This is a genomic window from Streptomyces sp. NPDC050703 (genome assembly GCF_040654435.1).
In the GTDB taxonomy this organism is placed as follows: domain Bacteria; phylum Actinomycetota; class Actinomycetes; order Streptomycetales; family Streptomycetaceae; genus Streptomyces.
The window spans coordinates 40,948-53,798 of the sequence record NZ_JBFAHX010000009.1; the positions used below are offsets into that span (position 1 = coordinate 40,948).

General features: G+C 71.4%; 12 protein-coding genes. 3 read left to right on the forward strand and 9 right to left on the reverse strand.

Going from position 1 to position 12,851, the window contains the following annotated elements; all coding sequences use genetic code 11:
- Positions 1 to 33: 33 nt before the first annotated feature.
- Positions 34 to 1,077 (forward strand): LacI family DNA-binding transcriptional regulator, encoded by a 1,044-nt coding sequence (locus AB0I16_RS11365; RefSeq protein WP_363249077.1) that lies wholly within the window; start codon positions 34 to 36, stop codon positions 1,075 to 1,077.
- Between the two features lie 49 nt (positions 1,078 to 1,126).
- Here AB0I16_RS11365 and AB0I16_RS11370 read toward each other — a convergent pair whose 3' ends face one another.
- From AB0I16_RS11370 to AB0I16_RS11405, 8 genes are all read right to left on the reverse strand, one after another.
- The gene (locus AB0I16_RS11370) at positions 1,127 to 3,499 is read right to left on the reverse strand and encodes a glycoside hydrolase family 3 N-terminal domain-containing protein (RefSeq protein WP_363249078.1); all 2,373 of its coding nucleotides are present in this window, start codon (positions 3,497 to 3,499) and stop codon (positions 1,127 to 1,129) included.
- Positions 3,500 to 3,577: 78 nt separating this feature from the next.
- Entirely contained in the window at positions 3,578 to 4,492 is a 915-nt protein-coding gene (locus AB0I16_RS11375) for a carbohydrate ABC transporter permease (protein WP_363249079.1), read from the reverse strand.
- Positions 4,489 to 5,340: a sugar ABC transporter permease gene (locus tag AB0I16_RS11380; RefSeq protein ID WP_363249232.1), complete on the reverse strand. Its 852-nt coding sequence runs from the start codon at positions 5,338 to 5,340 to the stop codon at positions 4,489 to 4,491. The genes AB0I16_RS11375 and AB0I16_RS11380 overlap by 4 nt, the downstream gene beginning before the upstream one ends.
- A 95-nt stretch (positions 5,341 to 5,435) precedes the next feature.
- Positions 5,436 to 6,770: an extracellular solute-binding protein gene (locus tag AB0I16_RS11385; protein ID WP_363249080.1), complete on the reverse strand. Its 1,335-nt coding sequence runs from the start codon at positions 6,768 to 6,770 to the stop codon at positions 5,436 to 5,438.
- Positions 6,771 to 7,109: 339 nt separating this feature from the next.
- Positions 7,110 to 8,018 carry a class I SAM-dependent methyltransferase gene (locus AB0I16_RS11390; RefSeq protein ID WP_363249081.1) on the reverse strand — a complete coding sequence of 303 codons (909 nt, stop codon included), beginning with the start codon at positions 8,016 to 8,018 and terminating at the stop codon, positions 7,110 to 7,112.
- A 50-nt stretch (positions 8,019 to 8,068) separates the two neighbouring features.
- Positions 8,069 to 9,175 carry an NAD(P)-dependent alcohol dehydrogenase gene (locus tag AB0I16_RS11395; RefSeq protein ID WP_363249082.1) on the reverse strand — a complete coding sequence of 369 codons (1,107 nt, stop codon included), beginning with the start codon at positions 9,173 to 9,175 and terminating at the stop codon, positions 8,069 to 8,071.
- Positions 9,176 to 9,182: 7 nt separating this feature from the next.
- A complete protein-coding gene (locus tag AB0I16_RS11400; RefSeq protein WP_363249083.1) occupies positions 9,183 to 9,938 on the reverse strand; it encodes a (5-formylfuran-3-yl)methyl phosphate synthase in 756 nt (251 codons plus the stop codon).
- A 263-nt stretch (positions 9,939 to 10,201) separates the two neighbouring features.
- Complete coding sequence (locus AB0I16_RS11405; protein WP_363249084.1) at positions 10,202 to 10,735, reverse strand: EF-hand domain-containing protein; 534 nt, start codon at positions 10,733 to 10,735, stop codon at positions 10,202 to 10,204.
- A 223-nt stretch (positions 10,736 to 10,958) separates the two neighbouring features.
- Between AB0I16_RS11405 and AB0I16_RS11410 the strand changes: the two genes are divergently transcribed.
- Positions 10,959 to 11,375: a DUF6011 domain-containing protein gene (locus AB0I16_RS11410; protein ID WP_363249085.1), complete on the forward strand. Its 417-nt coding sequence runs from the start codon at positions 10,959 to 10,961 to the stop codon at positions 11,373 to 11,375.
- A 42-nt stretch (positions 11,376 to 11,417) separates the two neighbouring features.
- On the opposite strand, the gene AB0I16_RS11415 is transcribed toward AB0I16_RS11410, so the two are convergent.
- Positions 11,418 to 11,876: a carboxymuconolactone decarboxylase family protein gene (locus AB0I16_RS11415; protein WP_363249086.1), complete on the reverse strand. Its 459-nt coding sequence runs from the start codon at positions 11,874 to 11,876 to the stop codon at positions 11,418 to 11,420.
- Between the two features lie 86 nt (positions 11,877 to 11,962).
- Between AB0I16_RS11415 and AB0I16_RS11420 the strand changes: the two genes are divergently transcribed.
- Complete coding sequence (locus AB0I16_RS11420) at positions 11,963 to 12,847, forward strand: sigma-70 family RNA polymerase sigma factor (protein ID WP_363249087.1); 885 nt, start codon at positions 11,963 to 11,965, stop codon at positions 12,845 to 12,847.
- Positions 12,848 to 12,851 lie beyond the last annotated feature (4 nt).

The following is a 12,851-nucleotide window of genomic DNA, read 5'->3' on the forward strand; positions in this document are numbered from 1 at the left end:
CGCCGGTGCCGAGCCGGTGAAGAGGGCAGGGCAGTGACTGTCGACGACAGCGGACGACCGCAGGCGCAGTACGGGATGCTGACGGGCATCGCCCGGGAGGCAGGCGTATCGCTCAGTACCGTCTCGAAGGTGGTGCACCGGCGCCGTGACGTAGGGGCCGCGACCCGGGCCCGGGTCGAGGAGCTGCTGGTGCGGCACGGCTATGTCCGCCCCTGGGAGCGGGACCCCGAGACGCCGCGGCAGATCATCGCGATCTTCCGTGATCTGTCGGGCCCGTACACCCTGGAGGTGGCAAGGGGCATCGTGGACGCGGCCGGTGAGCTGGGTATCCACGTGGTGACCGGCACCGCGGGCAGGCGGTCCGTCCCGCAGTGGCTGAAGGAGGCCGCGGCGCTGGGCGCCGTCGGGCTGATCGTCGTGATCTCGATGCTGGCGGAGGAGGATCAGCGGCTCATCGTCGACCAGCGGATGCCGGTGGTCCTCGTGGACCCGCTGAGCGCTCCGACGCTGGACATTCCGAGTATCGGGGTGACGAACTGGAGCGGGGCCAAGGACGCGGTGCACCACCTCGTCGGTCTGGGTCACACCCGGATCGCGATGGTCGCGGGGCGGGCCCACTCGCTGGCCGGCGCGGCCCGGCTGCACGGTTACCGGGCCGCCCTTGAGGAGGCGGGCATCGCCTACGATCCCGCGCTCGTGCGCTCGACCGACTTCGACTACGAGGAGGCGCTGGCGGCCACCTCCCACCTCCTGGGGATCGAGCGGCCCCCGACGGCCGTGTTCGCGGCCAGTGACGCCCAGGCCCTGGGGGTGCTGGAGTCGGCCAGGCAGCGAGGGCTGCGCGTCCCGGACGATCTGGCGGTGATGTCGTTCGACGACACGGTGGTGGCGGCCATGGCGAGCCCGCCGCTGAGCGCGGTCCGCCAGCCGATCGAGGAGTTGGGGCGGGAGGCCACGCGCGTGCTCCTGCAGATGGCCGACGGCTTCCCGCCCGCGTCGCCGCGCATCGAGCTGGTGACGGAGCTGGTCCTGAGGACTTCGACGGCGGCGCCCGCGAAGGACCTCCGCGAGCCCTGAACGGAGGGCGCCGGCCACGGGGGCCGGTCGCTCTCCGCCGGGGGCCGGTTCAGCCCCGGTCGAGGGTCACCGGCACGCTGTGGTGCCGGATGAGGGGCACCTGCCGTTCGTCACCCACCAGGTCCACCGCCGTGCGGGCCGGGGTGTCGGTGCTCGACGAGCCGGCGTACAGGAGTATCCGGCCGGGTTCGACGATCCGGTGCCCTCTCAGGCCGGTGAAGGCCAGGCGGTCGGTGTGGACGTCGAAGCGGACCGTGGCCTCCTCGCCCGGCTGGAGGCTCACCTTGGCGAAGCCGAGCAGGGCCCTGATCGGCCGGGTGACCTGCGCGACCGGGTCGGTGAAGTACAGCTGCACCGTTTCGGCTCCGGGGAGAGCGCCGGTGTTGCGTACGCGCACCGAAGCCGTGAACCCCTCGTCGGTGGGCACGCGGTCGCGGTCCACGGACAGCGCGTCCACCTCGAACGTGGTGTAGGAAAGGCCGTGCCCGAAGGGGAAGGCGGGCGTGGGGTCGAGGTTGGAGAGCCGGCTCTGCCGGTCGCCCAGTGGCGGGTGGAGGTAGGTGTAGGGCTGACCCGCGGGCGATGCCGGTATCTGCACGGGCAGCTTGCCGCTGAAGTTGCCCTTCCCGGCCAGCAGTTCGGCGACCGCGCGACCGCCCTCCTCGCCCGGCAGGAAGACCTGCACCATGGCCGCCGCCTCGGGGGCGAACCGGCCCACCGCGTACGGGCGGCCGCTGTTGACCACCAGGACGACCGGCGTGCCGGTGGCGAGCACGGCCTCCACCAGCTCCTCCTGGACACCGGGCAGGCGCAGGTCCTCCACGTCGCAGCCCTCGCCCGAGGTGCCGATGCCGAACATGCCGGGCCTGTCGCCGACGACCACGACGGCGAGATCGGCCGCCGCGCCCGCCCGCACCGCGGCCTCGATGCCCGAACGGTCGGGCTCCCTGATCGGGCAGCCGGGCGTGAACTCCCACTCCACGCCCGGCACTTCGGTGGCCAGTGCCTCGCGCAGCGACATCGCGTCGACACCGTTGCCGAGGTCGTCGCGGTCGGAGAGGACGTGGTTGGGGAAGCTGTAGCAGCCGAACATGGTGCGTACGTCGTCGGCGCACGGGCCGATCAGGGCGATCCGGCCGGTGGAGGGCAGCGGCAGCGCCCCCTTGTTGGAGAGGAGCACGGCGCTCGACCGGGCCACGGCGTGGGCCAGGGCGCGGCCGGCCGGTCCGTCCAGGTCGAGTCCGCCGGTGCGCAGCGCGGGCGGCTCCGGGTCCCAGTCGGCGTCGAGGAGGCCGAGTGCGGCCTTCTGGCGCAGGATGCGGCGCACCGACCGGTCGACGTCGCCCTCGTCGACCCGTCCGTCACGCACGGCGGCCACCAGGCTCTCTCCGTAGGCGCGCTGGTCGGGCAGTTCGACGTCCATGCCTGCCTTGAGGGCCAGTACGCCGGCGGCGGGCAGGTCGGCCGCCACCCGGTGCGCGTCGGCGAGAAAGGGCAGCGCCCAGTAGTCGGAGACGACGGTGCCCTCGAAGCCCCACCGCTCGCGCAGGACGGTGGTCAGCAGCCAGCGGCTGGCGGCGGGTGCCTCGCCGTCGATCTCGGCGTACGAGTTCATCACCGAGCCCACTCCGGCGGCGACGCACCGCTCGAAGGGCGGCAGGATCACGTCGGCCAGTTCTCGGCGGCCGAGTCGGGCGGGTGCGTGGTTGCGGCCGCCCATGGAGGTGGAGTAGCCGGCGAAGTGCTTCAGGGTGGCGTACACGCCCGCGTCCTGGAGGCCGCGGGCGTATGCCTCGCCCATCTCGCCGACGAGGTGCGGGTCCTCCCCGTAGGTCTCCTCGCAGCGGCCCCAGCGGTAGTCGCGGATGACGTCGACGACCGGGGCGAGGCCCTGGTGGACGCCGGCGGCCGCCATGTCGGCGCCGATCGCGGACCCGACCCGGCGGATCAGTGCGGGGTCGAAGGTGGCGGCCATGGCCAGGGAGGTGGGATAGATGGTGGCCCCGTAGGCGGTGAAGCCGGTCAGGCACTCGTCGTGCGCCATGGCCGGGATGCCGAACCTGCTCTGCGCGACGATCTGCCGCTGGCGTGCGGCCAGGACGCGGGCGTGCTCCAGGGCGGGGCGGGGCACGGTGCCGTAGGGCCGGGTGAGCTGGCCGAGGCCGTGGCGGGCGGTCAGGGTGAGGTCGCCGACGGGGGCGAAGAGGCTGGTGCCCGGGGCGACTTCGGGGCCCGCGGGTTCGACGTCCTCCCAGCCGCTGCCGAGCTGGGCGACCTTCTCCTGGAGGGTGAGGCGGGCGAGCAGCGCGTCGACGCGTTCGTCGAGGGGCAGGGCCGGGTCGTTCCACGGCCGGTCGCCGTCGGCCCGGGGGGTGGCCTCGGGGTCCGGGAGGTTGGATTCCGGGGTGGTGGTGGTCGTCATGCACGACTCCTCGTGAGGTTTTCGGGCATGCCGGCCGGGCTGGGCGCGGTCGGCCCGGCCTCGGCTGCGGCAGCCGCGTTACTTGGAGAATCCGGCGGTCAGTCCGGCGACCAACTGCCGCTTGGCGAGGAGGAACACCGCCAGCATGGGGAGGGTGGAGAGCACCACGGCGGCCATGGTGGCGGGCACGTCGATGCCGAACTGGCCGCGGTAGAGGGTCAGGGCCAGTGGCAGTACGGCCTTGTCGCCGCTCTGGGTGAGGATCAGGGGGAAGAGGAAGCCGTTCCAGACCTGGAGGCCGTCGTAGACGGCGACCGTCATGAGGGCGGGCCGCGCCATCGGCGCCACCAGGGAGAACAGCATGCGCCAGTCCCCCGCGCCGTCGACGATCATCGCCTCGAACAGCGACTTGGGGATGTCCCGCAGAAAGCTGACCAGGATCATCACCGTGATCGGCAGGGCGAACGCCGCCGAGGGCAGCACGATGGCGAGCAGGCTGTCGTACATCTCCATGCGGATGATCAGCAGGTAGACCGGGATGATCACCGCCTGGAGCGGGATGGCCAGGCCCAGCAGGTACATCCGGAAGGAGAGGCGGGACCAGGAGTTGGTGTACCTGACGATGGAGAAGGAGGCCATCAGGGCGGCGGCCACGGTGAGCACGACGGCTCCGACGGTGACGACGACGCTGTTGAGGAGGTAGGTCGCGAAGTCGCCGTCCAGGACGGTCTTGTAGTTGTCCAGGGTGGGGTGGCCCGGCGGGGCCAGCGGGTTGTCGGTGGTGAAGTCGGTGCGGCTGCGCAGGCTGGTCACGACCAGCCAGTACACGGGGACGACGACGAGCGCGGTCCACACCAGCGCGGCCCCGCCGGTGAGGGCACGGCGCGGTGCGCCGCTGATCCGCTGCCCGCGGCGGGCGCCCGCGGGTGACTCGGGCCGGACGGCGCGCTGCCGCCCGGGGCCGGTGCGCTCTCTGGTCACGGCGGTACTCACAGGCCCTCCTGCTGGCTCTCCATCCGGGTGAAGCCGGACAGACGGGTGGTGAACAGCGACAGGCCGAGGCCGAACACGACCAGCAGGGTGGCGACCGCGCTGGCACGGCCCATGTCGTGCGACTGGAAGCCGGTGATGTACATGGCCAGGGGCAGTACCCGGGTCGCGGTGCCCGGGCCGCCCGTTCCCCCCGACAGGACGAAGATCAGGTCGAAGTAGGTCAGCGAACCCACCAGCATGAGGGTGCTCGACGTGACGAAGGTGTACTTCAGCTGCGGAAGCGTGATCCTCAGCAGCCGCGTCACGGGCCCGGCACCGTCGATGGCGGCGGCCTCGTACAGGGAGACGGGGATCTGCCGGATGCCCGACTGGTACAGCAGCGCGTGGAAGGGCACGAACTGCCAGGCGATCACGGCGATCACCGTGTAGAGCGCCAGATCGGGCGAGCCGAGCAGCGGCTCGGCCAGCCAGTGCAGGCCGGGGGTCGCGCCGATCCCGAAGGACGGGTCGAGCAGGGCCTGCCAGGTCAGACCGATCGCGACCGCGGACAGCAGGAGGGGCAGGAACCACAGGACGGCGAGGAAGGCGCGTGTGCGGCCCGCCGGTGCCTGGAAGAGGCCGAGCGCCAGGGCCACCGGAGTCTGGACCAGCCAGCTGATCACCATGACCTTGCAGGTGAGCCAGAGCGCCTGCCAGGTGGCGCCGTCGGTCAGGACCCCGCTCCAGTTGCCGAGCCCGGCCCACCCGATGGACCCGAGGCCGTCCCAGCTGGTGAGGCTGAGCACCGCCACGCCACCGAGGGGGACGAGCCCGAACAGGGTGAACAGGAGCAGCGCGGGGGCGGCCATGAGCAGCCCGCTCAGGCCCTGGTGTCCGCCGGGTGCCGCGGCCGGCCGTGCCTTCGGGGCGGTGGCGGGGCGCGGCGGACGAGCGACCACGGCCATTACTTCGCCGCCTTGCTCATGTTCACACCGAACTGCTCGGGGTCGATCTGCCGCAGGAACGACTTGTCCACGTTGGTCAGCAGCGGGTCGGCCTGGTCCGACGGCAGGTCCTGGTCCCAGGAGAGCTGGAAGTTGCCGGCGTCCCGCACCAGCTCGTAGACGAAGGTCAGCCACTTCTTGGTGTCAGCCGACTTCACCGAGGCGAGCTTCGAGTCGAGCTTGTCGACCGGTGGCACGCTGCCGGTCGCGAGGAAGGCGTCGATCTGCGCGTCGTTCATGACGTAGTCCTTCAGGTACGTCAGCGCCGCGGACTTGTTCTTGGTCCTCGCGTTCAGGGAGAGGAAGTTGGAGGGGTTGCCCACGATGTTCGTCGGGTCGCCCTTGCCCTGGGGAAGCACCGGGAAGGGCACGTAGCCCAGGTTCTTCTTCACGAAGTCGGGGGCTGCCTCGGCCAGGTTGGCGTATTCCCAGGTGCCCATCAGCTCCATGCCGGCCTTGCCGGTGTGGAGCAGGGCCGTGGCGGCGCCCTGGTCATAGCCGACGGACGAGGCGTTGTCACCGAACGCGCCGGCCCCGGCCAGCTCCTGGAGGCGGCTGTTGGCCTTGGTGACCGCCGGGTCCTTCCATGCCTTCGAGTCTCCGGCGGCGATCTTCTCGAACACCTTGTGGCCGCCCTCGCGGTCGAGCAGGTACTCCAGGTGCATCAGCGTCGGCCACTTGGAGTTGGCGGCGAGGGAGATCGGGGTGACTCCTTCGCCCTTGAGCTTCTTCACGGCCGTCAGCAGCTCGTCGTACGTCTTCGGCGGCTCGGCCCCGGCTTCGGCCAGGACCTCCTTGTTGTAGAAGAGGACGACCGGTGTGATGCCGTTGGCGGGCACTCCGTAGGTCTTGCCGTCGAGTTCGGCGCTCTTCAGCACGCTGGGCATGAAGCGCGGCAGATCGACCTCGGCGCCGTCGAGGGCGTCGACCTTCCCCGCCTCGACGTAGTCCTCCAGGGCACCGCCGCCCCAGTTGAAGAAGATGTCCGGTGCCTGGTCCGCGCCGAACGCCACCCGCAGCTTCTGCTTGTAGTCGTCGTTGGCGAACATGCGCAGGGTGATCCGGGCGTCCGGGTGGTCCTTGTTGTAGGCGTCGACGGACTCCTTGATGGTCGTCTGGTCGTTCAGCACCCACATCGTCAGCCCCTTCCCCGAGGAGGCCGCGGACGGCCCCGAGGAACCGCATGCCGCGAGGCTGAGCGCGGTCGCGGCCGCGGCCAGGGCGGCCATCACGCGTCGCCTCGCCGGAAGGACGCGGCTCCCCGCGTCACCGTCGTATCCCCGGAACCCGTGCATGGTCTGCCCCTCTTCTCTGCCCCCGGCCGGCGTGCCCCTGCCGTCGCCAGGCAGATGGCCGTCGTCCGACGCCCGTCGTCACGAAAGGTTTTCGGGCACGCCCGACTGCAACGGCATGCCTGATGAACCGGGACACTGACATGGGTTTCGCGGCCGGGACAAGGAGGGGAATCGCCCCGGTTACGAAAGACTTTCGGGGGCATGGGAGTTCGTACGTGTGGCCCGGCCGAGCCGGGGGACGTCTTTGGCATCAGTCGACGGGCCGGTGTCGCGCTCCCCGAGCGACCCCCTCGGGCGGGCCTCGGTCCTCGGCGGGATGTGGATCTGGTAGCAGCCGCTTCAGGGGCGGGTCCTGTGCGCGAAGACCCACCGGTTGCCCGCCAGCGCGTCGTTCCGTTCGGGCAGTGGTCCACGTCCGTGCAGGCTCGTGAAGTCGAACGGGGTGTGCACCGACGTGGTCCAGCCCATGTCTTCCAGGGCGGCGGCCGAGTCGGGGCGCGGCTCGTGGACGAAGAGATTCAGCAGATCGATGCCGATCTGGTGCGTCGTCGCGGTGTAGAGCGGACTGTCGCGGTATTCCCTCAGGTCCTTGTCGAGTTTGACCTCGTATGCCAGAGCGCCGCCCGCGGTGCTCAGCCGGTCCACCGTGCCGATGAGCCGCGTCTCGGCGGCAGCGGGCAGGTAGAACAGCAGCCCCTCGGCCAGCCAGACGCTCGGTGCGCGGGTGTCGAAGCCGGCGTCGGCCAGTGCTCCGGCCCAGTCGCCGCGCAGATCGGCCGGAACGGTCGTGCGTGCCGCCCGGGGACGTGCCGACAGCCCGTCGAGCACCGTGTGCTTGAACGTCAGCACGTCTCCCTGGTCGACCTCGAAGATCACACAGCCCGCGGGCCAGTCGAGCCGGAACGCCCGCGAGTCCAGCCCCGCCCCGAGCAGGACGATCTGCCGGGCCCCGCCCGTGTGCGCCGCCTTGAGGAGGAAGTCGTCGAAGACCCTGGTCCGCAGGCCGAAGTAGCGCGCGAAGCGCCCCCACAGGGGGTTCGCGTCCCCGCCCGGTGCCTGCTGGATGCGGACCGGCCAGTCGGCGGACGCGGGTGCGGCGCGTACGAAGTGTTCCGCGTAGTCGTCCTGTGCCAGGGAGTCGTGGCGGTGGGTCTCGATCGCCCGTGCCGCGGCGACCAGGAGGGCGGTCACGCCGACACCTCCCCGCACGCCTTCCATGCCGGTGTTTCGGGGCGCTGTGCCGACCACGCGGTTCTCCCTCGGGGTTGAGTCCCTGTGTCCGTACACGCGTGTGCGCGTCATACGGGCGCGGGGTGCTCCGGAATCAGGACGGGTTTGACCACGCGGCCGGCCTCGCAGTCGCGTTCGGCGTCGTTGATGGCGCTCAGTGGGTACGTACGGATCAGCTCGTCGAAGGGGAACCGCCCGGCCCGCCACAGGCGGATCAGCCGCGGGATCAGCAGCGCCGGCACGGCGTCCCCCTCGCAGAGATGGGAGATCTTCCTGCCCCGGTCCAGTACGCCGGGTTCGAGGGCCAGTGCGGTGCGGAGGCGCGCCACGAGGCCGAGGTGGCCGGTCGGGCGCAGGGCCCGGAGCGCGTCGTTGATGAGCCGGGCGGAGGCGGTGGTGTCGAGTGCGTAGTGTGCGCCGCCGTCGGTCAGTCGCCGGATGCGGCCGGGCAGGTCGGCGGAGGCGGCGGGCAGCGCGGTGGCGCCGAACCGTTCGGCCAGGGCCAGCCGTTCCGGGAACCGGTCGACGGCCACGGTCACCGCTCCGGAGGCGGTGGCCGCCATCACCGCGGCCAGACCCACCGCACCCGCGCCGAAGACCACGAGGGTGTCGCCTGGCCCGGCGCCGAAGGAGTTCAGGACCGCTCCGGCACCGGTGAGGAAGCCGCAGCCGAGCGGTCCGAGCAGTTCGACGGGGAGTGAGGGATCGGTCCGGACGGTGTTGCGGGCCGGGACCACCGCGTACTCGGCGAACGAGGACTGCCCGAACCACCGGGGGGCCAGTCCGCTCCCGGCCGCGTCGGTGAACCGCGCGGCGTCCGCCGTGCGCCCGCCGAAGAGGTTGAGGGAGGCGAAGGAGTCGCAGTAGGCGGGGGCGGCGGCCGAGCAGCTCTCGCACTGTCCGCAGGAGTCGAAGCTGAGCACGACGTGGTCGCCTCGGCCCAGTCCGGTGTGCGGGCCGCCCACCTCCTCCACGACCCCGGCCCCCTCGTGCCCGAGCACCGCAGGCAGCGGCGAGCGTCCCGCCGAGTGCCGCACGGCGAGGTCGGTCCGGCACATCCCGCAGCCCGCGATCCTGACGAGGACTTCACCGTCGGCAGGGCCCGATCTCAGGTCGACCTCCTCGACCTCGAAGCGGCTCTCGTAGGAGCGCAGTACCGCCGCGCGGAACCTCATCGTCGGGTCAGTTCGCGGCGGCGGTAGTCGTCGTGCGGTCTCCGGCGTGCCGGTCCATCTCCGCCCGGAAGGCCGCCACCAGGTGCGGTTGGATGCGCCCCGTATTGCGGTCTCCTCCCCCGCAGACGGCACCCCGCACCCCCACGATGTCCGTGCCGATGCGGGTCAGCGCACCGAGGTCGGCCGTCCGCACGCTGCCCGCGAGCGCGGCGAGCAGGTCCGCCTCGTGGGCCAGTCGGACGAACCGCGCGCAGACCTCTTGTGTGAGGTGGTCGAACAACCGCGTCCCGTCCTTGACCGCTGTGTCGAGCATGGCCGCGTCGGCGCCGGAGCGGTGGGCGATGTCGGGCAGGGCCAGCGGGTTCACACAGCCGATCCGGTGGGCGTCGGCGTACCCCGATGCGACCACGAGGGCGTCCGGGCGGTGGTCCTTCACCGCCCGGACGACCCCGCGCATGACGTCGACGGCCTGGTCCGGGGTGGTGCAGCCGTAGAGGCCGACTTTGATGTACGTGGCTCCCGAGACAGCGGCGCCGAGCGCCGCCTGGGCCACCGTGCCCGGCTTGTACGGTACGTCGCCCACCGTGGCGGAGACCGGCTTGTTCGCCGGGATCGTCTCGCGGATTTCCTTGATGACCCACGGGAAGTTGGCGCCGAGCGAGCCCTCGTCGGGCTTTTTGACGTCGACGATGTCGAGGTGTTCTGCGGCCTTCGCGCAGTCGCGGGCCTCTTCGACGCCGTCCGGGGATATGAGAAGTAACAAACTGCACTCCTTCCACCACATGTCCGCCCGGCGGGGAAGCGAATGTGTGGAGTCGCCTGGGTTCCTCGCGGTCGGTTCATCATCAAGGCGGCCCCTTGCGACCGGTAGGGCGCATGGAGTGTGAACGGGTGTGGTCACGAGGAATCCCTGTGCGCCGTGTGCGCCGGTTCGCACGCGGGGACTCCTCCTGACCGTGAGGGCGACCGCGGCCGATCGGCGGGGTGAGACAGGTGGTCGCCGACCGGCCACCTGTCTCAGCCGGCTCAGCCGGTGGGGCTCCCGACCAGGCGGTCTCCCGCGATACCCGCGAGGTCGGGGCGGTAGTAGTCCTTGATGGCCTCATTCCAGGCCGACACGGCCACCTGGTCGGCGGCCGTCGGTTCCAGGGCGTCGAACAGCGCGTGGATGTTCGGCGGTGCGAAGCCGATGGCCGTCATGGCCTTCACGAACGTCGGTCGGTCGATCAGCCCGTCACCGTCCGGGTCCGCCAGGGCCGTGAGCCCCTCGGCGAACTCGCCGATCGCGGCGTCGAACCGCTCCGGCGCGAGGACGACCGCCTTGAACTCCTCGAAGTCGATCCTGCCGTCGCGGTTGGTGTCCAACTCGCCGGCCAGAGCCGCCCAGAAGGCCCGGAAGCCGGCCAGCATCGCGCTGCGCTTCGCGTCGGCGGCCTCCGGCACCGCCTCGGCGACCCGTCCGGCCATCAGCTCGAAATCCTCGGCCTCGATGAAGCCGTTGCCGTCGGCGTCGAACAGGGTGAATACCAATCGGACCCGGTCGACCGCTTCTGTCCGCATCAATACCTCGCCTTTCCCCAACCAACTGAGACTGTCTCTCTTCACTTTATGGAAATACGGCCAGTCGGCTCTTCGCGTGCGCGGCATTCACGCGAACGGGCAACTTCGGGGAAATGTGCGAGGGTTGAGCGGCCTCCGTGGAGTCCGACGGGAACGCCACGCCCGGCTCCTGATCCGGTGCACAATACCTCTGACCGATCATCGGGCCCCGGAGGACCGCACCATGGATGACGCTTCCCCGCACCAGCAGCGGACGCCCCGCGACGCCCCGGCCGGTGCGGTCGAGGGTGGCGAGCAGAGCCGCGGGGCCCGTATGCGGAGCGCCGCGTCGCTGGCCGCCCATCGCGTCCGTGAGCGGGCCGTCAAGGCCGCCCTTGCCGCCCGCCCGCACGTCATGCCGGTCGTCACGGCCGTCGTGCCGATCGTCACGACGGTCGCCGTCACCTCCCTGCTCGCCTCCGCGCGCGACGACGACCGGCCGGCCGATCTCGGCATGTCGCCGTCACCACCGCCGCCGTCGTGTACGCCGGCCGACGGGGGCCCGTCCACGACGTGCCGGGAGTGCGGGCGCCCCCTCACGGACGAGCTGTCCCGTCAGGCCGGGTACGGACCGACCTGCGCCCGCCTCCTGCTCCTGTGAGTGTGTTGCGGCGAGGGGAGTTCACCGCGGACCGGTCTGCCCTCAGCCCCAGACCCGGCCTGCCGGCTCCTTGATGGTGCGGTTGATCCGGTTGAAGAAGTTGGTCAGCGCGATCTCCAGGTTGATCGCGCCGATCTCCTCCTCGGTGAAGTGGGCGTCGACCTCCGCCCAGATCGCGTCGGTGACACCTTCCGCGCCGTCCTGCAGCCGGGTGGCGCCCTCGGCGAGCGCCAGGGCCGCGCGTTCCGCGTCGGTGTAGAACGGCGCCTCGCGCCACGCCGCCACGTTGTGCAGCCGCTCGTCGGTGTCGCCTGCCTTCTTGCCCCCGGCGGCACCGGCGTGGACACACGCGGAGCAGGCGTTGATCTGGCTGACGCGGAGGTGGACGAGCGCGAGGAGCTTCGGGTCGACACCCCCGGCGGCGATCGCCTTGTGCAGGTGCTGGATCGCCGTCCACACATCGGGGTTGCCGGTGTTCTTGTTCTTGAGCCTGTTCTCCATGAGGAGTGTTCTCCTTGGTCGGGGTTACGTTCCGGGGCTGGTGCCCGTCACCCCTATGACGGAGCAGCTTCCAGAGAGGTAACGACATGCCCGAGATCCACCCCGCGGAGCCGGTCGGCCCGGTCGCCGATGCCTTCGAGACCCACCGCGACCGGCTCCGCGCCGTCGCCTACCGCGTGCTCGGCTCGCACGCCGACGCGGAGGACGTCGTACAGGAGGCGTGGCTGCGGCTCTCCCGCCAGGACACCGACACCATCGACAACCTCGGCGGCTGGCTGACCACCGTGGTCGGCCGCATCAGCCTCGACGTCCTGCGGTCGGGCCGGGCCCGCCCCGAAGTCGCCCTCGACGACCGGCTGCCGGAGTTCACCGTGACGCTCGACGACGCTCCCGCCCCTGAGGAACTCGTGGCGCTCGGGGACTCCGTCGGCCTCGCGCTCCTCACGGTCCTCGACTCGCTGCGGCCCGAGGAGCGGCTCGCGTTCGTGCTGCACGACGTGTTCGCCGTGCCCCACGCGGAGACAGGCGCGATCCTCGGCAAGTCCGCCGACGCCACGAAGATGCTCACGAGCCGCGCCCGCAGGAAGGTGCGGGCCGCGCGGCAGCCCGCGAGCGGCGCGCGTGAGCAGCGCGAGGTGGTGCGGGCCTTCCTGGCCGCGGCCGGTGAGGGCCGGTTCGAGGACTTGCTGCGGGTTCTCCATCCGGAGGTGGAGTTCACCGTCCACACGCCGAACGGCCGGTTCGTCACGATCGGGGCCACCGAGGTCGCCGGCCGTGCGCGCCTGGCCGGCGGCTCGGCGCACGGGCACGCGGCGACCGTCGACGGCCGCCCCGGCGTCCTCTCCTGGCACGCGGACGGAACCCCGCGCGCCCTGCTCGCCTTCACGGTCGCCGAAGGCCGTATCACCGGGATCACCGCGGTCGTCGACCCGGCAGAACTCGCTCGCATGGGGCTGCCCGGCCCCGCGTGACCCG

Excerpts from the sequence above, each read along its gene's own strand:
- AB0I16_RS11420 (WP_363249087.1), top strand. The coding sequence starts at position 11,963 with ATGCCCGAGATCCACCCCGCGGAGCCGGTCGGCCCGGTCGCCGATGCC.
- AB0I16_RS11410 (WP_363249085.1), top strand. The coding sequence starts at position 10,959 with ATGGATGACGCTTCCCCGCACCAGCAGCGGACGCCCCGCGACGCCCCG.
- AB0I16_RS11395 (WP_363249082.1), bottom strand. The coding sequence starts at position 9,175 with ATGAGGTTCCGCGCGGCGGTACTGCGCTCCTACGAGAGCCGCTTCGAG.
- AB0I16_RS11370 (WP_363249078.1), bottom strand. The coding sequence starts at position 3,499 with ATGACGACCACCACCACCCCGGAATCCAACCTCCCGGACCCCGAGGCC.
- AB0I16_RS11385 (WP_363249080.1), bottom strand. The coding sequence starts at position 6,770 with ATGCACGGGTTCCGGGGATACGACGGTGACGCGGGGAGCCGCGTCCTT.
- AB0I16_RS11405 (WP_363249084.1), bottom strand. The coding sequence starts at position 10,735 with ATGCGGACAGAAGCGGTCGACCGGGTCCGATTGGTATTCACCCTGTTC.
- AB0I16_RS11415 (WP_363249086.1), bottom strand. The coding sequence starts at position 11,876 with ATGGAGAACAGGCTCAAGAACAAGAACACCGGCAACCCCGATGTGTGG.
- AB0I16_RS11380 (WP_363249232.1), bottom strand. The coding sequence starts at position 5,340 with ATGGCCGCCCCCGCGCTGCTCCTGTTCACCCTGTTCGGGCTCGTCCCC.